Origin of the sequence: Streptomyces sp. NPDC000229, from assembly GCF_040300825.1 — a bacterium.
Taxonomy (GTDB): Bacteria; Actinomycetota; Actinomycetes; order Streptomycetales; family Streptomycetaceae; genus Streptomyces.
This window is the reverse complement of sequence record NZ_JBEPEL010000109.1, coordinates 1-20,738: the sequence shown is the minus strand read 5'-3', so window position 1 is coordinate 20,738 and position 20,738 is coordinate 1. Positions and strand designations below refer to the sequence as shown.

Genomic DNA, 20,738 nt, shown 5'->3' with positions numbered 1-20,738 from the left:
GTGCCGAGGCCGTGCCTGTCGTGGGAGACCCGGTCCCCTACCGCGAAGTGCTTGATCGGTGCGGCGACGGGGGCTTTGAAGGGACTGGGGGCGGAGGGAGCTAAAGCTCCCTATTGAATTCCGCCTTTCGGCGGAATTCCGCAGGAATTCGCCTGTCGGCGAATTTGGGATGGTTTCTGATAAGCCCCTTCGGGGCTTATTTTGGGGCGAGTTGAATTGCCTTTCGGCAATTCTGGCTATGGGTGTTTTGAAAGCCTTTCAGGCTTTCTTTTGGATTCCCGCGTTGCGGGAATTGATGGGGTGTGAGGTGACGGGGTGTCCGCCGGTGGCGGACACGGTGGGGGCGGGGGTTGGGCCCCTGTCGGGGCCGGGGGGTGCGGGGGTGTTTCGTAGTGAGGGCGTGGCTAGAGTCTGGGTTCTGTTCCCATGTCCCCTGCCTGCTAGGCGGGGTAACGGGGTGTCGGGCTTCTGTGGGGCCCCTGTCGGGGCCGAGGGGGATGGGGTGGGGTGGCGGTACGGCGGTACGTGCCCGGGAGCTGCCGCCCCGTTCCCGGGGCGCGGCACGAGGGCGTTTCCCTGCCGCCCGACGGGCGGCTACTCTCCTCTTTCCAGCACACACCGGAATACCCACACACAGACACGCCTCCCCCGGAATTCAACCACGGCCTTACGGCCCGAAAACCCGAGGCTCAGAAATATCGACCCAGGGGGCGTGGCGCCCACCCAACCAATTACCAGACCCTCACCTGACACTCCATCACTACCCACCCGAATCTGACGTCGCGTCACAGAGAATCTGAAGGAATTAGAGCGCCATCAAAAAGTAGAAATGAAGGGGTAGAAGAAAGGAGGCACGCAAAGGAAAAGACCCCTTTCGGGGCCGTTTTCCGGTTGGTTTCACATGGCCAATTCGAGCTGCCGCACGCCCGGTTGGACCGGGCTGGACTTCTCCGGGCCGTAGACGACGTTCCACGGGCCTGCCGTGGGCTTCGCTCGGGGCTCCAGCACCATCACGACCGGCTCGCCGTCCAAGGGGATCACCGTGCGGCGGGCCGGGTCAGTCCGCTCGCCGAGCAGCCACTTGGTGACGATCCCGGTGAGCGTCTGGCCGGTCTCGGGGTGCTGCCACGTCACCCAACTGCCGGGCGAGTACTAGCCGGTGGCGGGCTTCGGCGCGGTGCCCTTGCGGCGGTCCCGCTGCCAAGCCTTGCGCACCTGCTCCGGGGTGTCGGCGGCGGCTCGGACGGTGCCGGAGACGCGCGGGATGCGGTTCTGAGCGTCTGCCAGGATCTCATCCCGCCTACCGGCCAGGCCGGCCGCGAACGCCTCCCGTAAAGCCGTGTGATCGGTCCCGCTGACGGACACCGTGACGGTCCACTCGCCCTGTACGCGGAGGATGCGCGTGGACTCCTCCCACTCGACCGGCTGGAAGGCCACGCCCTTGGCGTCGATGGCGGCCAGAGCCTCCCGGCGCATCCCGTCCACCACTCGCTCGTGCGCCTCCTTGCTGGCGGTCCGACGCATCTCCGCGACCGCTGCGCGCCGCCAGCTCTCCACAGACACGTACAAGTGCGCTACGTCGGCCGGAGGCTCGGCCCTCGCGATCTCGGCGAGCAGCGGAGCGACTTCCTGATTCTCGCGAGCCTCTGCTACCCGCTCCCAGGACTGTTCGGCTCCCGCGGAGTGCGCCGTCCAACCCACGGGGCGGACGGTCTCCGGCAGGTGCGTGATGCTGCCGGACTCGGCGATACGGGCCGACAGGGTCAGGACGCTGACCAACTGGCTGACGGTCTCGGCGGTGCGCGCGCTCATCACAGATGCCCTTCTCGGGGTGGTGTTCTCGGCGCGGCGGGGGTGCCACTCCCCCGCCGCTGGTGGTTCGGGCCTGCGCCCCGGGTGGGGCCGGGTGGGCTGTCAGCCCCAGGTGACGCGCAGGCGCTGGGCCTGGGCGTACTCGGCGAGCTCGCGCAGCTCGTGAAGCCGCGACTGGACGTAGCCCTGGGAACGGCCGCAGTCGATGAAGCGGCCGTCCGTGACGGCGGGGCGTCCGGCGTCCTCGGGTTCGAGGGCGAGCGCGAGCAGGACGCGACCGAGGAAGAGCTGGGCGTCCTCGTCGCCGTACGGCTCGGCGTATCCGAGGGTGCCCAGCACGCGGGCCGCGTTGGAGTTGGCCATGTTGACCGGCGCACCGGTGAGTTCGGCGGTGAAGGTGACCGACATGGTGGGCTCCTCTCAGAGTGGTGGGTCCCCCGCCGCAAGGGGGCCGGAGCAGCCTCCCGGCCGCTCCGGCGGTGTGGGGCTTAGAGCTCCTCTTCGAGGCTGGTCAGCAGCGCCAGGACCTTGTCCTTGGTGAGCGGCACCGTCTCGCCCTCGGCGTCAGCGCCGCCGGTCAGCAGAACGGGACCGTGGTAGTCCTGGTAGGTGAAGCCGAAGCGGAACGCCAGCAGCGTCGCGAGCTTGTTGACCGGGTGGTTGTAGAGCCCTTCGTCGTCCAGCCACATGTCGAGCTGGCTGGTCAGCCCCACGACATCCACACGCTCGCAGCGGATCACGGAACGCATCACGACCAGTCGGGACTCCGAGTCTGCGGGCAGGTTGACCGGGACGATGTCCGCCTCGGGGGTGATGAGCAGGGCGTCGGGCGTGCGGGTCATGGGTGACTCCATCTCTCGCAAAGGTGTGTTCTCGGTGCTGGCCGACTGCCACCGCCGACCAACAAGACAACTATATCCCATGCACATCACGAATGTCTACGAGAACCACCGGTCAACGGCGGGAAGGCGCACCGCCGATCCCGGGGCGCAGCCGGTCGGGCGCGCCCCGGAGCGTCCGGCAGGTCAGGCCAGCACGGGCGGGTGCGGGCACCCGGCACCGGCTGGCGTGGAGCTACGTTCCCCGTTGCAGCAGGTCGACGGCCACCGACTTCAGGCTCACCACGACCGGGCAGCAGGCTCACAGAGCGCCGACCACGCCCCTCAGGCAAGGCTCAGCCACCTCCGCCGGCCGTTGGGCCAGGATGCCACCTCGGGCGGCCACTCCCGGCAGCCTGCTGTGTCCCCTCGATACTTACTCGCCCAAGCACTTCGGAGGCGCCCGCCGAGGCACCGGCCGCTTTCCGTATACCGGCTGGCGGCGGGTCGGCCGACGCAGCGCGGCGGTCAGCCAGGTGGTGACACGGCGGCGAGCCCTGGTGAACGGGACGGCACCGGGCGGGTTGCCGCGGACACGGCGGAGCACCGGCGGCCGGTTGCCGTTCCTGGGCAGGCGTCGGCTTCTCCTGAACCGGCGCGGCAGCGGAAGGCTGGCCAGGCAGCCGGGCGCAGCCCTTCCGAGATGCGCCCGCGTCACTGGGACCCCACGATGGCGACTGCGCCGACGAGAACCGCCCCGAGGGTGCCGGCAACGATCAGCGGCGTCGCGAGCCTGGGATGGCGCAAGGCCAGATAGAACCCGGCACCCATGACCAGCAGGGCGACGAGGACCAGGAGCAGGACGACAAGCAGAGCGAGCTTGAACACGGACGGTTCCCCTTCAGATGAGGCACGCCACAAGCGGCGCGCGGCGAGCAGCACGGTGGAGCAGGCGGTAGTTAGCCCCGCAACCCCTCCTCGGGTCCTCTAGTGAGTCGATTGCTCAGGAGGCGGACAGGAACGCGCTCGGGCAGGCATGTGGGATGCGTGCCCTAGGAGCGCAAGCCGCGTCGGCGTGATCACCATGGACAGCGAAAGAGCCCCATTCAATGCTCTGACCAGGCCCTTTGATGTCTGGTCAGCCTTGAATGGGGCTCGGTGCTCTGCTACCTGCTTTGGTTATGTAGGGGTAGCCCTTGAATGTGACCGCCGGGACGCAGGCCACAAGAGGGGAAGGGGGCGGCCCGGTGGTACTGCCCCCAGAGCACATCTGGGCACCGGGCCTAGCGACACCACCGGCCCGCGGCCAGGCTGGGCTGAACAGCTCGGCCAACCTCGGCATCGGCGGCGGTTTCCGCGGCCGTACGGGCCCGCGGATGGGAGGCGGAGACTCGAAAACGCCGGGGCCGGGCCCCCAGCTGCCGGCGGCATACGACACCTACCCCCGCAGCCTCCCCTGGCTGGTGCTTCGCCCAGGCCGGCGGCGGGACAGGCGTCGGCACAGCGCCGTGGCAGCGGCCTGATGGCCGACGGCAGGAACCCGGCGGACGCGAACAGACAGCACCGGCGGTACAGCGGCAGCGGTACCGGGGACGGCGGAAGCCAGGCGGGGCAACCTGCAGGCAGCGGCGTTCCGGTGAACCGGCGGCGCCCCGGTGGGGGGCGGGACGGCGGACGCACGGCGATACGGCGGCAACCCACCCGCGGACGGCCGGGGCACGGGGCCCGGCGGGACGGCCGGGAGCCCGTCCGGCGGGGCCGAGGAAATCCGGCGCTACCACAAAGACGACATGCGGAACCGAAGAGAACGAACAGAATGTAAAAAAGGCCCCTTTCGGGGCCCCTTTCTCGATACCCGTTTCTTATGGAGAAGCTGACAGAGTGTAGGAATACAGCCGGTCGACCTCCGAGAATCCTGCCGACTCATAGAGGCTGATCGCTGCCGTCCGGTCCCTCTCGTCACCGGGCGGAGCGTCGTCGTCCACGTAAAGGATCGCCTGTGTGGCGCCGAGCCCGGCCAGGACGTCGAGTGCGGAGCCGAGCATGGCGCGGCCCAGTCCTTGTCCGCGTACGTCGGGCAGGACGCCGATCCACCACAGCACCCCGGTGCCCTGGACCGGCAGGCCGACAACCGCCTCTGCGACCGTGCGGCGGCCCTTGCGGGCCTCCAGTCGGCGGGCGTCCTTGCCGCCCGGGTCCTGCATCACCTTCACGCCTGTAAGGCGGGGCAGGCCGTATGCGGGCAGGTCGGCGCGCATGTACCGCCACAGGCGCTCGCCGGTGAACCCGGCGCGGTCCAGGGCGGCGGCCGTGGCGGGGCGGTGCCGGACCGGCAGGGCTTCAAGGCCGAGGGACAGTGCGGAGGCGAAGTGGAAGGCGTGCACCGGGCGCGGCGCAAGGGCGGTCACGGTGTGGTGGATCAGCGCGTCGGCGACGTCCGGCCGTTCCTGGCAGTGCAGCCACAGGAGCTGTCCCATGCCGTCCTTGGGGCGCGCCGCGTACGAGACGGCGCCGACGACCGCGCCGGTGCTGTCCATGGCTACCTGGGTGGTGGGGGTGTCCAGTTCGGCCCACCAGCCCGCGTCCACCGGCGAGCGGCCCTGAAGTGCCTGACGGAGCATGGCGGGGGTGGCGTGGGGCTGGCCCGGCAGCCGGTCGGCATCGATCAGCTCCAGCACCGCCGCTTCGTCGGCGGGGGTGTACGGGCGCAGCGTCACGTCGAGTACGGGGCTCACAGTGACGACCATGCGGGGCTTCTCCCTTCATGTCCAGAACGAACCGGGGGGGCAGGGCAGCGCCATAGACGGCGCTGCCCTGCCCGTGGGTGGCTGATGGTCAGCCGATAGTGGCTCCTCGCTCGTGAGCGCCGAGGAGCCACTGTTCAACGGCGGACAGGGCCAGCAGGAAGGCCGTGTCCTTCTCCCGTGCCAGTGCCGTCCGGTCGATCAGCCCGCACTCGACCGCCAGCAGCGGAGCGCCGGGGTCCAGTCCGGCCGCTTCACCCGCCAGGGCGGCAGTGAAGTACGACTTCCTCCGGGGCAGTACGGGCAGGGCGTGGCGGGGCATGAGCGACAGCACCAGCCACTTGCACCGCCAGTACGCCGTGGGCGCGTCCGGCCGGTAGCGAGCCGCGACGGGCACCGCGAGCGCGGCCGACAGGAAGCCTTCCGTCAGGAACGGTGAGGCTTCCGGCACCGGCCCGGCCGGGCCGATCACCTCATGCGGCCAAAAGGCGTCGAACGCGTCCGCCTGAGCCCAGGAACGGCCCCTCGCCGCGTGCTGCTTGATCCTCCTTTCCACCCAGGCCCGGCCCCACGCCGTGGCGTGGCTCCGGTACGGCTCGGCCAGCGCGGGGCTCGGCACGGGCGCGGTCCACTCCGGCCAGTTCACCGCCCAGTACGCACGGGCGCTCACACCAGCCGGTGCGCAGCGGGCCAGGATCGCAGCCGTCTCACCGGCCGCGCCGGGCCCTGAGCCGCCCACGTCCCGCAGATACCGCCACGCGGCCCGCAAGCCGTACCGGGCCGCGATCTCGGCCGTCGCGTACCGGGGCACCCCCAGCAGCTCGTCCGAGCCCACCCCCGACAGCAGCACCCCCACACCGAGACCGTCCGCCACCTCCGAGAGAGCGGCGTTGACCTCCGGCAGTGAGTCCAGCCTCGGCCCCACCGGAGACCACACCGGCTCGGCGCGATGCCTGGCCGGATCGATGACCACCAGCCGGACCCGGTCTTCAAGCCCCAGATCCGACAGCAGGCACTGGACGACCGGGACACACGAGCGGCCCCGGTCATCCCGGTGGTCACCGGTGAACGCGACCACCCGGCGGTCTTCCGCGATCTCGCAGACGTGCAGGAGCGTGGCCAGGGAATCCAGCCCGCCCGACAGGGCCACACCGATCGTGTCCGCCTCCGCTGTCAGCGACCGGACAGACTCGGCGAACGCGGCCCGCAAACCCCCCGGATGAGGAGCCGGGACAACAGGGCGCATGGGGAGCCGTTCGACTCCACGCCACAGGCTGACGGGATAGAACTCCCCCGTCAGCGCGGGCGGGGCAAGGAGCAGCCCCACCGCATGCAGATCGACCCCCGGGACAGGGCCGGACAGATCCAGCGGGCTCGCCGCCATCCGTCCGTCCCCGCCCCGAAAGCCCCTTACCAGGGGTGAGATCACCGCTGGCGCAGCGCCATCACCTGACGGACAGCGGCACGCACAGCAGCCGCCAGACCCCGACGGGGCTCGTCGTACAGAGCCCCCTTCGAACCCTTCGCGTACTGACCGTCACCCGGATGCGACTTCGTCGACATGAGCATCTCCTTCAATGAGTGTGTGACTTCGGTTGTGCTGGCCGACTGCCACCACCGACCAACAAGACAACTATAGCCTAGATACATCACAAAGGGCAAGGGGAAAACACCCTGACGGAGAAACAATCCCCGCAGTACACAGCCCCTTTCAGCCCGCCCGGGCGGGGACACAGCGCAGGCGGCACCACCACACCCCTGCCAGCAAAGCAGCACAGGCAAGGGACACGGCAGCACGCAGCCAGGACACGGCAAGCAAAGCGCGCCCGAACCCGACTGCCGAATCCCGCAGCGCCGAACCCTCGGACAGCGAAGCGACCGGGGGGCGACGTGCATGGGCCGGAGCAAGCGAAGCGACCGGCCCATGGGCCGGGGCGGGAAAGCGAAGCGTCCCGCCCCCGCCCCAGCGGCACCACCCACACCCCCCCACCCAGCGGGCATGAAAGGCGCTGCGCCAGCCACCCCGAAAGCACCCTGGAACCGACGGAGAAGCACATGCGGTGCCGGCCGTTGGCCGGCACCCCGCTGCTCCCGGACGGGAGCAGCGGGGTAGCGCGGCCCGGCCCCTGCCGGGGCGGCACGGGCGAACAGGCGCCAGGCACGACGGCGCAGCGGCCGGACCGCAAACAACGACGGGGCAGCCCATGCGGCGCCGGCACGCGCACGGTGGCTTCCTACCGTCTCCCTGAGCATCCCAGGGTGCGGCCGGGCGGGTCCGGCCGCACCCTGAACACATGACGGACCACCGCCCCCCGACGGGGCCGCCGCGGGGGCCGCAGTGGGGACAACCGGCCTCGAGCCCCAGAAGCGGCCGCCGTCGCACCGTGCTGACGCACACCCTCGCAGCCCTCGGCGGGCTCCTGATGGGGGTACTCATCGGCATCGTGGGCACCGGCGGCGATACCGACGGCTCCTCCCAGCCGCCCGCCTCCCCGACCACTACGGCGCCCGCTTCGGAGGTCCCATCCCCGGCCCCCACACCCCCCGAGGCGACCGGAACGGCAAAAGCGACCGCGCAGGAGATCCCCGGCGACGGCACCTTCCTAGTCGGTCAGGAGGTACGACCGGGCACCTACCGCAGCGCCGGGCCCGCCGACGCCCTGACGGACTGCTACTGGGCCCGCCTCAAAGGCACCACAGGCGACTTCAGCCAGATCATCGCCAACGGAGCTGGCAAGGGCCCGGCCACCGTAACTGTCCTGGCCACCGACAAGGCATTCCAGACCTCCGGCTGCCAAACCTGGAAACGGCTCAGCTGAGCCCACGACACCGGCTCCGCCGCCACCCTTACCCCGACCGGCGGCCCGTGGGAGGTACGCGAGGGTGGCCCGGTGAGGCTGTGGGAGACGACGCCGCGCTGTCCGCGCACGACGACCGACCCGGGCGGGAGACGTTCACCCTTCACGTCTACGACGGCGGGCGGCATCTGCGGCACCCGCACCTGCGGCCTGCCGCTACGCAGGCCCTGACACCGGTCAGGACCGGACCGGGCAAGTCCTGGAGCCCGGACAGCGAGCGTGTGCCTACAGCTTCGGCCGACCGGCGGCGCTCGCCCGTGACGCCTTCGAGCTTCCCGGCTCGTCGACATTCCAGGCGGCGAGCAGTCATCAGGCACTGAAGCATTTTTCACCGGAAGCTGCGCGACGGGAGGCCGAGCCCGGTGCGCCTCTTACAGTTCTTCAGAACGCAGAAGTGTGAAATCTCCGTTCAGTCGCTCCTGAAAATTCGCTTCGACGCGGGTGGCATACACTAGGACCGCATATTCCTCGTGGTGCGGCTCTGACAGGTATCCATCCTCATCTGTCCAATTCATCTCGACGGTCAATTCTCGATCCCCGTCGGAATGACGATAGTATACGCCGCCTTTGTAGGAGCTTTCATGCTCTTCAAAGGGTACCCCCAGGCGTTGTGCGATCAAATCTCTAACCTCGTGGATGTCGAGACCCTTAGCCCCATAGAGTTCATAAAAGTTAGAGCTCACGCACTTTCCCTTCGTGTAACAGGGGGCGCCCAGTTCGGGCGCCCCCTGGATCTAACTACCGAACTATAATACTCGGAGCCCTACCCGTGGCGTCGCTAACGGAACCGTAAATCATGAAGTTAACCGGTCGCTTCGCGTCCCCGGATAGACTTCTCTGGAGATCCGTCAGCCCCATCTTCTGAATGTCGGCACCCTTGAGCGGTCCCGTTCGCGTCCCATTGGACCGAAGATCAATGCCAGCCTTCTTAGCGCTTGCCAGTATTTCCGGTCCCGCCAGGGCGATATCGTAGTCGCTCACTCTGCCGGCATCAAAGGGCTTCTGTGTCCTGAAACTCTTTCCAGTGACAGCGCTGCCTTGAAATATCGCGGTTGCTTCACCGTGCCCGGCCTCCTTCAGTCCAGCCTGCAACTTACTGCCGAACTGCTTGAACGATGTAGCGTTGGGGAATCCCATAGGGAATGAGCGCGGGCCTGGCTTAGCAATGGACCGGTGCCCGAGTATTGCAGCAGCGATACCGGGGACGAGGTACTCGTCGCCAGCGGTGTTATATCCCTGCTCGGCCACCCACGCGTCGTACTGTGCACCGTAGTCGCAGCCGGGTGCTCCAGCTCCGCCGTTTGTTCGGCAATCATCGTCAACTGTCCAGCCGAACAGCTCGAAAGTATACGGAACGTTTCTTACGAGACCCAGAAGGAAGCTTCCGGCAGGCCCTGGATCAGAAGGCCCCGTCATACTGTCCTGGGTGCAATTTCCTTCCTTTATGGAACACACCGTGCCGGTGCTCTTGGTCTTGGCGGTGCCACTGCCACTGCCACTGCCACTGCCACTGCCACTGCCGACGCTACCGCCTACGGTGTCGGGGCTGGTCGGCCCCGCCGCCATGATTTCGTCGACCTCCGCGCCCTTGCACGGGTAGGTGCAGGAGCTCGTGCCACCACCGTGGTCGGGCATGAGGCCTGTGGGGTCGGAGGCCGTAACGGGGGTGTTGTTTGCGTAGCTGTAGCCGTTGAGGGACTGGTGCTGGTCGAGGGCGAGGATGGGGTCGACGCTGATGAATTGGCCGATACGGGGGTCGTACTCGCGGGCGCCGATGTGGGTGAGCCCGGTGGTGGTATCAGCGGGTGCGCCGAGGAAGGCTTTGTCGTCGGGCCAGGTGGTGGGTGTGGTGCCGCGTGGGGCGCCGAAGGGGGTGGTGTAGCGCTTGGTCGTGGCGAGGGTCGTGGCGTCGAGGGCCAGGCTGCTGGTGCCGTGGTGGTCGGCGGCCAGGAAGCTGAGCTTGGTGCCGGTGACGCCGGCGGTTGCTGTGCGGACCGCGATGGTCTGGCCTGCGGCGGTGTAGTAGCGGGTTCCGCTGAGGGTTTTGGTGGTGCCCTTGGTGGTGAGGCGGACTTCGGTGCCACCGAGGTACAGGACGGTGTCACCATCGCCGGACGCGCGACGGACGAGGAGTTCGCCTGACGCGTCGTACAGGTAGCTGGTGTTCAGTGCGGGCTTGGTGCCCACTGCGGGTTCGGTGGTGCCGACCAGTTTGCCTTCGGTGTTCCAGGTCAGGGTCTGCTGGGCCTGGGTTCCGGGGCGGCTGGTGGTGTTGCCCGCCGCGTCGTAGTCGTAGGTCGCAGCCTTCGCACCCGTAGTGCTGGCCAGCGGGTGCGGCTGTCCCTTGGGGGTGCCGTAGGTGTAGGTGGTGGTCTTCGCACCCGAGAGGGTGTTCTCGGTTTCGGTGGCGCGTTGGCCGGCTGCGTTGTAGGTGTAGCTGGTCCAGTAGGGGGCGGCGCCGTCGAGATTGGTGGTGGTGCGGCCGGTGGCTGCGCAGTCGGCGGTCTTGGGGGTCCAGGCTTCCTTGAGGCGGCGGTGGCCGTCGTAGGTGAAGCACTGGTAGTCGGGCTTGGCGGTGCCGCCCTGGGTGGTGGCGTCGAAGATGGAGGTGACGTTGCCGGCGTCGTCCTGGGTGAACTTCAGTTCTTGCGGCATGAAGCCGTGGACGTCGTCGGTGACGTAGGAGCGGGTGAGGCGGCGGGTGCCGTCCTCGTAGTCGTAGCCGAGGTAGACCTTCTTGCTGGTGGAGCTGGTGCCCAGTGTCAGCTGGCGGAGGTCTCCTTGTGGGGAGTACTGGGCTGACTGCAGGTATTGGGTGGTGCCGCGTGAGGTGAGCTGCTGGCCCAGGTCGCCGTGGGTGTGGGCGACGGTTTCTGCCGGCAGGCCGCCTACGGCAGGGTTGCTGGCCTGTCGGACCGTTCCGTCCAGGTTGTAGGCGACGGTGGCCGACAGTGTCTGCGGGACGCCGGCGGCGACGAGCGGGTCGCTTGCGGGCAGGATCAGCTGGCTTCCGGTGACCTGGTAGAGCGGGTCGTAGCTCGTGACCTTCTGTGTGTAGGCCTTGCTGGTGGTCTGGTTAATGCCGTTCTCGTAGCGGACAGCGGTGTCCTGCTGTCCCTTGGCGAGCGTGTCGAAGGTCCAGGCGGCGAGCTTGCCGGCGTCGGTCTTCGTGGCGCCGTCCCACAGGCCGGTCTTGCGACCGAGGATGTCGTATTCGGTGAGGAGCGTCTTGCTCCGGGCGACGTCGGTGGCGGCTACGGCCTGGTCGAGTTCGTTGTAGGAGGTGGTGGACTTTCCCTTGTCCGGGTCGGTCGCACTGGTCTGACGGCCGAACAAGTCGTAGCCGTAGAGCCACTTGGCCTTATCGGGGCCTTCATTAATGGTGGCCTGCTGGCCTGCCGGGGTGTAGGTGAAGGTCGTGGTGGTGTAGTCCTCACCAGTCGCCTGGGGGCCGCCGTACTCGCGACGCTGAGTGGCCTGCCCGAGCGCATTGGTGACGACGGCAGTGGCCTGACCGCCTGCAGGGGCGGTGGTGGTGACGGTGTCGCCGGTGTAGGTGGTTTCGGTCGTCCAGCGCAGAACGTTCTTGACCTTGGTTTCGGCCTTGATAGCACGGCCGGCACCGTCATAGGTGGTGTCTACCTGCATCGGCGCCTGGCCGCCGTCTGTTGCCACCAGGGCGCCGGACGGAGCGCTGGTCTCGTCCCATATGTCGGCGAGTGACGAGGAGACCAGTCCGCGCTCGTCGTACAGCGTCTCGGCGATAAGGCGTCCGCCGGTCGGGGACGGTGCCTGGGTCTGTCGCGGGCGCAGCAGGGAGTCGTAGATCTCGTAGGTGGTGTTGTAGCCGCTGGCGTTGCCCTTCAGCACGCTCGTGGCAACCCACGAGGGGGCGGAGGAGGTGATGTTGTAGGCGTAGGTGTAGTTGGGGGCTTGTGCCAGCGAGGTGAGCCGGTTGGGCAGCCAGACCTTGGTGACGCGGCCGAGGCTGTCGTACTGACTTTCGGTGATCTTGCCGTTCGCGTCGGTCACCTTGAGCGTGGCACCAGTGGCAAAGTCCAGAAGCGTCGTGGTCTTGTGCGATTTGGCGTTGGTGACGCTGGTCTCGGTGAGCGGGCCGGTAGCAGCGGGTATGTAGGTCGCGGTGGCGGTGCTGGTGTCGTTGGTGTCCTTGACCGTCAGCGGCCGGCCGAGAGTGTCGTAGGTAGTAGTGGCTACCTTCTGCCACACCGGCTGATCATCCGTGCCGTACGCCTTCGCCCGGCCGACCCACTGCGCTTCGCCCTTGGTGGGCTTCTGGGCGGCGGTCCAGGAGGTGGAGTCGTAGGCGGTGGCGGAGTCTGAGATGACGTCGCCGGGCCGGGTGGAGTCCGCAGGCAGGTCGAGGGCGGTGTCAAGGGTGACGCACGGCTTGGCGACGGTCCGGGTACGAGCAACGAGATTGTTGATGCCGAGGGCGTCGTTACGGGCGTACCAGTTCCGGGTGCACCTCTCGTCACCGGTGACGGCGTTGTCGCCCTTGTCTTCGACCGTTTCGGCCATGCCGTAGGCGTCGTAGGTGGTGGCGGTGGTACGGACGCGGTCGCGGGGCGGGCTGACGGTGGTGATGTTGGTGCGGGCGTGGGTGGCCGCGGTGCGGACGTAGTACGCCTCGGTGTCGGCGTATGACTTGTGCTGGGTGGCGGTGCGCTTGGACCACGGGTCGTTGACGGTGCCGCCGACCTCGGGGCCTGTCACGCCGTTGTAGGTGACGGATTCTCGGGTGAAGCCGGCGTACTGATCGGCGTCCGTGACCCCGGGGGCCTTGATGCCACTGACGGTGGCGGTCTTACGCAGGTCTGGGTGCGGTGTCTTGCCGTCCGTCCCGAGGACGCGGTCACCGTTCATGCCGCGCAGGTAGACAGTGACGGTCTTGGACTGGGTCTTGCCGGCCAAGCCTGTGAGGTGGGTGACCTTTTCAAAGCCGCGCCAGATCGACCAGGTGCGTTCCTTCTCCTTGACCAGGGGGTCTTCGTTGTAGTGCCAGGCGCCGCCGCCGGAGTAGGTGTAGGTGTGCTCGACAGCCTCGGAGCCGCCCTTGGCGTCGATCGTGGAGACCGCTTGGACCGGGTACTTGTGGAACCAGTCGAGGATAGGGTCCTTCTCGCCGTTGGGCGACCAGTAGACCGGGTAGCAGCGGCGGGTGTTGGTGTCAACCTGGGGCATGGTCTGGCCGGCGAGACAGTCGGCCTGCATGTAGTTGACGATCGTCTGCCCGCCGGTCTCCGAGGTGATCGTGCGCAGGCGCGGCTTTTCCAGGGAAAGAATGTTGTCGGTGGCGCCGTCGACCCGGTTAGGGCGGAATTCGTGGGTCAGCTTGACCGGGTCAAGGCTGAGGTCAGTGCCGCGCTTGCCCGTGTGCTTGATCTCTGAGAGCCACAGTGACTGGTCGGTTGAGTCACCGGTGTCGCCGGGGTCGAGGTACTGCTGGGTCAGGGCCCAGGAGTCGACCGAGGCGTAGCCGGGGGTGGTGGCGGCCGCGTCCCAGGCCTGGGTGGAGATGCCGGTCATACGCTTGCGGGTATAGAAGCTGGGACCGACGTTGCCCGTGCACTTCACATCCGCCTTGCACTCGGCGTCGAAGGGCACGTCGGGCCAGTTGTCGCGGGTGGCGTCGGTCAGGGAGCCGCAGTCGGTGCCGATGCAGCGCTCGGCGTAGCCGAAGACGACCTTGTTGGAGGCCGCGGGAGCGGCGGAGAACAATGCGCCGGCGCGCTGGCCATAGCGGATTTCGTTGAGGTAGCCGCCGCGGGTGTAGGGGGTGCCGTTGTTGTCGTCACCGAGCTTGTCGTAGTGGTTGGTCTCGGCGGTGTACCAGTAGGACATGGCGTTGCCGTGGGTGTCCTCGACGTAGTCGAGGTTCCACCGCCATGCCTGCGTCTTGTCGCGGGAGGAGAAGGCGGAGCCGTCCGCATACCCCGGCTCGCCCGCGTCGTCGCCGAAGACCGGGACGGTCCAGACGGAGTTCGTGCGGTCGGTGGTACCGGCACCGGCGAGCTTGTTCAGGCCGAAGACGTACCTGGTTCCTTCGCCGGTGGTGACGGTCCAGTGCTCGCCGTTGTCGTCACCGTTCTCTGCACCGGTGGCGATGGTGACGGTGGAGGCGTCGTCGTTCTTCAGCCGCCACTTCCCCGTCGTGTCGTCCTTGACGAGCTCGGTTGCCTTGCCGTTGAGGACGAGGGAGGCGTTGTCGTACTTCCAGCACAGATCGAACTTGTCGGTCTCCCCGTCGTCGTCACACGGCGCGTACTTGCGCTCGACGAAGGAGGAGGTGATGTCGAAGCCCTCGCCGATCACCGTGCCCTGGTTGTTCGACGACGCGGTTCGGCCGTCCACGCTTCCGGAGTCGTAGGAGATGCCGAGATTGGGCTTGGGGCCGGCCGCGGAGGGCGGGACCCGCAGGGGGTAGGACCAGGTGAAGCTGCCGGATGAGCCGCCGGCTTCCCAGGTGGAGGACGCAGACAACGGCGTCGCCTTGTAGTCCCCGCTGCCGGACTTGGTGCCCGCCGCCACGGCCAGGACCATCGTCTGGGTGGCGGCCGGGGCGGACGACGCACGGGCGCCGGGCGCCAGGGCGGGTGCCTGAGCCGTCCGGAACGTCAGCTGGGTATTGAGCTGCTCGGTCGTGCGGTCGTTGGTGAACTGAAGCGGGGTGCGTGTTCGGCACTTGCTGTTTGCCGGGTCGTTCAGCGCACAGTCCGGCAGCCGCAGAACCTGCAGGCGCCCCGCCCAGTCACCTCCGTAGGCTGCGGCAAAAGCGCTGTAGTTCAGGCCCAGGGCAGCGCCTCCGCCGGTGGCGGGGGCGGACACCGTGAGCACGACGCCTTTGACGCCGAGCCGGGCGGCCTGCTTCTGGTCCAGGACGTTTACCGTCACAGGGCCGGCAGCCTTGAGCGCCGCGCGTGCCTTGGTCCGCTCCGGCGGTGCGACAGTGATCGGCAGCGTGCCAGGGGCGGCCTTCGCCGAGCCGGTGGCAGGCACGGTGACCGTGGCGGTTCCGGCCTTGGGCCAGACGGCCTTCTTGCCCTGGTCGGCCTTGGCCCGCGCTGCGTCCGCGCGGAGGGTCTCGGCGGCCTTGTTCATGATGGCCGCGCTCTTCTTGTTCACCCGAGCGGTGAACGGGGACACATCAGCCGACTCGGGCGCAGCCAGCTTCGGCTTGCCCAGCGGATCGACATTGGCGGCGAAGGCCACCGGAGCGAGCAGGCCCGGGATCATGGAGAACCCGAGGACGGCCGCGAGCGGCAGGTGTTTTCTGCTCCGGCTGCTTCGCTGGGCAGCCGGTATGGACCGGTTCATGCTTCTTCTTTCATGGTCACTGGAGCCGCGGCGCGCGGCGCAATCTGGTGCCCGCAGCTCGCGGCTACGGGACGTGACAGGGGTGATGCGGCCCGGCGGCTCGATGCGGATCGGGGTGGCCGCCGGGCGCGCTTGGTTACTCCGCTCCGGGCTCGCCCATGACCTTGGTCATGACTTGGTCTTCGGTCATGGCACCGGCCCAGACCCGCAACTCGTCCAGAGCACCGGGCAGGTAGTGGCCGTTGGCGCCGCCGGAAGGGCCACGCCCAGCCGCGATTTCGCCACGACCCTGCTGCGGCGTGGTGAAGGCTGAGTCGTCGACCGGCATCTGCTTGGTGTGTCCGACATACAGGTGAGTTGCGCCGTTGCCGGTGGCCGTCTGCTCGGCCGCATCGAAGACACCGGTGACCTGAACCCAGGTGTCCATGTCCGCGGGGAACTCGGAGGGAACGGATCCGCTTGCTATCACCTTGCCGGTGGCGTCAGTTGCCGTGCGGCCGAAGCGCCACAGATAGCCGCCGGCGGCTACCTTCTCCACCCAAAGGGCCCAGGAGGATTCCTTGCCGTCCGGGGTGGCCTGCCCGAAGACATGTACCCGTGCTCCGATGGGCAGCGCGGCGAACTTCGCCCCGTCGAGCTTGACGGCCGCGGTCACGGTGAAGGAGCCGGTCTCGTCCAGCACCGGTCCGGCGGTGGACATGTAACCGGTGGCGCCGTCCAGCCGCAGCTCGTGCTGCTCCGGATCCGCGGTAGCTCCGGTGGCTGAGATGGTCATCGGGCCGGGCGCGTAGGACGTCAGCTCGCTGACCTTGCCGTTCGCCGCCGTGGCGGCATCCCAGTAGGCGACCAGCTCGGTGGCGGGAACCCCAGCTACCTCGAGCCTGGTGTCCAGGCGCACCTCATCGCCTATCAGCGCCCGCTGCCACAGGGTCAGCTCGTCGATACGGCCCATGAAGTATTCACCTGCCTTGGAGCCGCCGACGGTCATGCCAGCCGACGACGTCCAGGGCGTGTATGCGGGGTTGGCCGTAGCGAGCGTGAGGGGTGAACCCTGCGGGCGGCCGTTGACATAGAGCTGAATGGTGTCGTTTGCGTTATTGGTGTCGCCCTTGGTGTCGAAGACGCCCGCCAGGTGTGTCCACACGTTGAGGGGCGGGTTGGCTGCGTCGGCCACTGAACTGACGTAGGCGGGCGTGGCCGAATCCGTGACGGCCCGGTTGAACACCCACTTCTTCGAGGACGCGGAATAGAACAGGTTGAACGCGGCCGAAGTGGTCGTTCCTGGCGCGGAGGCCACGACGCGGGTCTTGTCTCCGTCACTGAGCAGCACCCAGGTCGAGATCGTGAAGGAGTCCTTGGTGTTGAGGGGGGCGCTGCTGGTGGAGGCGTAACCGAGCTGCTTGGCCGGGTCAGTGACATCGTCGTTCAGCCGCAGCGAGTGGTCACCTGTGCCGCGTCGTCCCAGTACCGACCAGGTCGCGGCGGTGCCCGCCTGCTGGTGAAGGGTCAGATTATGGCGGATGGTGCCCTCGGTGGTGGCGCTGTCGGTGGCCGTGGTCACCGTGGAGCCGGGCGTGCCGTCGTCGAAGTGCCACAAGCCGGTCGGCCCCTGGGCCGGCGCCACCTTGAAGTGGAACTCCGCTGGTGTGCCGGTGCGCGTGCCATTGTTGTCCATCGCTTCAACGATCAGTACCTGTGTCCCGGAAGTGGTGGGCACAGGGGCAATCGTGGCCAGCGGTCCGTCCACCTGTTTCGTGGTCTCAGCCCGCTGGGTCAGCAGCCGCCACCGGTAGTCCGTGATGTCCTTGTCGAGCGGATTGGGGGCGATGGCAAACGAGCCGGGCACTCCAGGTGCCCCCTTGCCCTCACAGAGGGTGGCCGTGCACTCGGTGTACGGGCCCTTGGAGGTGATACTCGGAGCACGGGGCGCCGTCGTGTCGATCTTGAAGTAGCACCAGCGCTTATACCCCGACGAGATCGCCGTGGTCACGCCCTCATAGGTCCAGAAAGTCTGCGTCAGCGACCTGACCCGGTACAGCGATCCGTCCACGCCGCCCGTCAGTCTCAGCTTGGCCAGGGTGTCGTCCACGTAATAACCGGTAGAAGGCACATTGGTACGAGCGGCGCTCCAGCTGCCGTCCGACATCTTGCGCTCCACCCAGAAATGGGCGCGCAGCGAACCCTGCTCTTCGGTGCTGGCCGGCTTAACCAGTGTCTGGACACGTGCCTGCAGCAAAGGGTCCAGGCGCGTCGCCACGACCGGGGTCGCGTCGGACGTGGAGCAGCCCTGCATCGTGCCGTTGCCCGGGATCACGCCGTCGTCGGTCACAGCGCCGGGCTTGATGACGTAGACGACTTTCAGCTCGGCGTTGTCGTCGAAGCGCTTCCACGCATCCGCGTTGCCCTCGTCTGCGGCCTGGAGCATCAGGGTGAGGCGGGAGAACTTGCCGTCGGCGAAGTTGCGCACCGTCTTGGTGAGGTTCTCGTCTGTTTCACTGGCCGCGTCGTTGAACTCGATCCAGGCATCCGGCTGGTCAGGATCACAGTGCGTGCCGCGGCCCGCCGATACGGTGCGGTCGCCCATCAGGTCAAGCTTCGCCGGCCCGGGCCACCGGCTGCCCTCGGAAATGTTGTCCGTACGCCACAGCTGCAGCGCATGCGGGGTGCAGGAGAACGACCACGTCTCATATGCGCGGAACGTCGCGTCGATCACGTACCTGTTGGACAGCTTGGCTGGCGAGAACTCGAAGTACATCCGGTTGGTGTGATCGGCGTCGCAGTAGTACGGGCCCACCCGGTAGCAGCGGCCGACACCGAGGTCACCGTCAAAGTTCCAAAACCGGTCCCCGTCCGACGACAGAACTGCCCGCTCCGACACACCCAGGCCCATGGTCGGGTCGATGTAGACGGGGTAGACCGTGTCCGACCCGCGCAGCAGCTGCAGGTCCGGCTTGATCGAGATCGACCCTTCCGCGACCTGGACGGGCAGCTCCGCGGTCACGTCCCCACCGTCTGGTGCAGTTGCCTCCGGTGCTTCCGCGTCATCTGCAGCAACGCCGGTGGCGGCCGTGCGCATCAGCTGGGTCTGCGTCCCGCCATCACCGGCGGAATCCCACATCAAACCAGCCGGCCCATTGAAGACCGTATTGCCGTCCTCGTCGATGGCCCGAAGGCCGCCGCCGTGGCCTGGAGCGATCGTCAGGCCCTGTCCGGTGGCCGACAGCTCCACCTTGTTGAGCTCCGGGTTCGCCGCCGCCTCGGCGTTCTTCACGACCAGGACCTCACGGTAGCCCTCAGCCGTAGCGGTCAGCTGCAGATCGACACCGCTGAAGACCTCAGGGTAGGTCGCCGTCGGGCCGTTGAGAACGGGCTTTGGCAGCTGCTGTGGCCAGCCCAGCGTCACGGCCCCCTGCTGGGCGGCCAGCCGGATCATGTTCTTGCCGCTGCCGCCCCCGGAAAACGCCAGGTCGACCACGGAGGCCTTCGGCCCGACCGAGCCGTCGACCCGCCGCTCCAGCGTGACATCCACCTCCCGCCATGAACCGTCCTGGCCCCTGGTCCGCTGCGGCGTCGTCGACTGCCTCAATGTGAACGTGCCGTCCGGGTTCGCCTCGGTCGTGGAGTACTCATTGCGCTCCGAGACCACCTCGACCGGCTCACCCGTCTGCGCGGCGAGCGCCGACGCGCCCTGCGCCGTAGCCGGCACCGCCTGCGGCACTTGGGCGGCGGCATTGCCCGCCAACGGGCTCAGCACTGACGCCATCACCGATATGGCCGTCAACGCGCTTGCTCTGTGGCGTGCACGACGCCACCCTCTACCCCTCACAACCCCACCCCTGAGCTACATGATCGGTACACAGATTCGCCACATCCTGGGGTCACGTCATGAACCAGTCAAGGGACCATCCACATACCGCACAGTCAGAAATGCGCAAGTCAGGGCTACTTCTGGCCTTTTGCTATTGAGACAGTCGACCACCGATCGTGCCCCTTTTAACCCTGTCTGCTCAGCCCTTGCCTTCGGCATCCGTCCCTCCGGTTGTGCACGCTCGCGCCCCACCAGGCCAGGCACAGCAGTCGCTCCAGCGGCCAGCACCCGTCGTGTTGAACGAATCTCCGTAGCAGTGCGAGTGATCGTTGCCAATCCGATACCCAAGCGCGGCATCCTCCGGCACGCACCCCGTGCTGGTGCCAGGCCAGCCGGGCTCGCCCGGCAGTAGCCACCAGGCGCTGGTGGCGGCACGAGGACAGCCGGAACGGTGCACTCCGACCGAACGGCGCAAGCGACGAGAGCGATCAGGGAACCGCTGCCGAGGGGCGCGCTCGTGCTGGGCCAGTAACGGGGTAAGGGCGGCGCGGCGGCGTACGTGGGACGGCAGTCGGCCACGCGGCGGAACGGCGAGCCGCCGACGAAGCGGATGGCAGGCACGCAGCCGGGACGCCGATGGACGGCGGGCAGGACGGACGGGACCCGTACGGAACGGCGGGGAGCGGCGGGCACTCAGGAGAGCACGGCAGCCGAAACGGACGGACGGGCAACGGCGCAACAGCGGGACAGTCAGGCACAGCGCCCGCGACAGAGGGCGACGAACAGCTGACGGCTGGCCCGGGCCAGCGGAACCGGCCCCTGTCCACCAACAACTGCTGGGTACCCGGCGGGCCAGTCCTTCCGGTCCGCACTTGCATCGTCCACACCTTCAAACACGCCATGGAAGAAGGGCCCCTACCAGCCATCACCTCCGTCGCCACCCACCACCTCGACCCCACCGTCATCGAAAAGCCTGGTGTTAAAGCCAACCAGCGGGCGGCGGGACAGGGCGGCGTGGCCCGTGCCAGCACGGCGCAGCTGCTCATCCTCGCTGTTCATGTCGTTCAGCGTTCCAGCCGTCACCGACAACGCGGGCTTACCCACGTTCGCCGTCGGCTTGCCCGCGCCGCCGGCGGGGCGGACTCCGAAGACCAGCCAGACCAGGAGGCGCTTACGCGTTGGACGGCCCAGCATGCCCGCGACACCGAACACGACCGGTTCAGCGGGCCCGCTGGGACTGCAGACCCCCCGCACGATCGCGTTCCGGATGACACGGTTATGTTCCCCTCTCCGATACGAGCATCGCGGGAGGCAGTATGCGCAGGTACGGACAGCGGCAGACCTTGGCAGGGTGTGTGCT

The 20,738-nt window shown here is 67.9% G+C and carries 13 protein-coding genes; 1 reads left to right on the top strand and 12 read right to left on the bottom strand.

Annotation, left to right across the window (positions count from 1 at the left end):
* Window positions 1–897: 897 nt before the first annotated feature.
* The 8 genes from ABT360_RS32400 to ABT360_RS32365 form a co-directional block, all read right to left on the bottom strand.
* On the bottom strand, window positions 898–1,134 hold the full coding sequence (locus ABT360_RS32400) for a hypothetical protein (RefSeq protein WP_351824596.1): 237 nt from the start codon (window positions 1,132–1,134) through the stop codon (window positions 898–900).
* Window positions 1,135–1,152: 18 nt separating this feature from the next.
* The gene (locus ABT360_RS32395) at window positions 1,153–1,812 is read right to left on the bottom strand and encodes a hypothetical protein (protein WP_351824593.1); all 660 of its coding nucleotides are present in this window, start codon (window positions 1,810–1,812) and stop codon (window positions 1,153–1,155) included.
* A 102-nt stretch (window positions 1,813–1,914) separates the two neighbouring features.
* Entirely contained in the window at window positions 1,915–2,220 is a 306-nt protein-coding gene (locus tag ABT360_RS32390; protein ID WP_351824590.1) for a hypothetical protein, read from the bottom strand.
* Window positions 2,221–2,300: 80 nt separating this feature from the next.
* Window positions 2,301–2,654 carry a DUF3846 domain-containing protein gene (locus ABT360_RS32385; RefSeq protein WP_351824588.1) on the bottom strand — a complete coding sequence of 118 codons (354 nt, stop codon included), beginning with the start codon at window positions 2,652–2,654 and terminating at the stop codon, window positions 2,301–2,303.
* Between the two features lie 690 nt (window positions 2,655–3,344).
* Window positions 3,345–3,518 carry a hypothetical protein gene (locus ABT360_RS32380; protein ID WP_351824585.1) on the bottom strand — a complete coding sequence of 58 codons (174 nt, stop codon included), beginning with the start codon at window positions 3,516–3,518 and terminating at the stop codon, window positions 3,345–3,347.
* 974 nt (window positions 3,519–4,492) lie between these two features.
* Entirely contained in the window at window positions 4,493–5,377 is an 885-nt protein-coding gene (locus ABT360_RS32375; protein WP_351824582.1) for a GNAT family N-acetyltransferase, read from the bottom strand.
* A gap of 88 nt (window positions 5,378–5,465) precedes the next feature.
* Entirely contained in the window at window positions 5,466–6,584 is a 1,119-nt protein-coding gene (locus ABT360_RS32370; RefSeq protein WP_351824579.1) for an asparagine synthase-related protein, read from the bottom strand.
* Between the two features lie 215 nt (window positions 6,585–6,799).
* On the bottom strand, window positions 6,800–6,937 hold the full coding sequence (locus tag ABT360_RS32365; protein WP_351824577.1) for a hypothetical protein: 138 nt from the start codon (window positions 6,935–6,937) through the stop codon (window positions 6,800–6,802).
* Between the two features lie 821 nt (window positions 6,938–7,758).
* Between ABT360_RS32365 and ABT360_RS32360 the strand changes: the two genes are divergently transcribed.
* Entirely contained in the window at window positions 7,759–8,193 is a 435-nt protein-coding gene (locus ABT360_RS32360) for a hypothetical protein (RefSeq protein ID WP_351824574.1), read from the top strand.
* Between the two features lie 410 nt (window positions 8,194–8,603).
* Here ABT360_RS32360 and ABT360_RS32355 read toward each other — a convergent pair whose 3' ends face one another.
* The 4 genes from ABT360_RS32355 to ABT360_RS32340 all read right to left on the bottom strand — a co-directional run bounded on the left by ABT360_RS32355 (window position 8,604) and on the right by ABT360_RS32340 (window position 20,590).
* Window positions 8,604–8,915, bottom strand: coding sequence for a hypothetical protein (locus ABT360_RS32355; RefSeq protein ID WP_351824572.1), 312 nt, complete (start codon window positions 8,913–8,915; stop codon window positions 8,604–8,606).
* A gap of 55 nt (window positions 8,916–8,970) precedes the next feature.
* Entirely contained in the window at window positions 8,971–15,570 is a 6,600-nt protein-coding gene (locus ABT360_RS32350; RefSeq protein ID WP_351824569.1) for an RHS repeat-associated core domain-containing protein, read from the bottom strand.
* A 136-nt stretch (window positions 15,571–15,706) separates the two neighbouring features.
* A complete protein-coding gene (locus tag ABT360_RS32345) occupies window positions 15,707–19,333 on the bottom strand; it encodes a LamG domain-containing protein (RefSeq protein ID WP_351824566.1) in 3,627 nt (1,208 codons plus the stop codon).
* A gap of 960 nt (window positions 19,334–20,293) precedes the next feature.
* Complete coding sequence (locus tag ABT360_RS32340) at window positions 20,294–20,590, bottom strand: hypothetical protein (RefSeq protein ID WP_351824563.1); 297 nt, start codon at window positions 20,588–20,590, stop codon at window positions 20,294–20,296.
* Window positions 20,591–20,738: the final 148 nt, after the last annotated feature.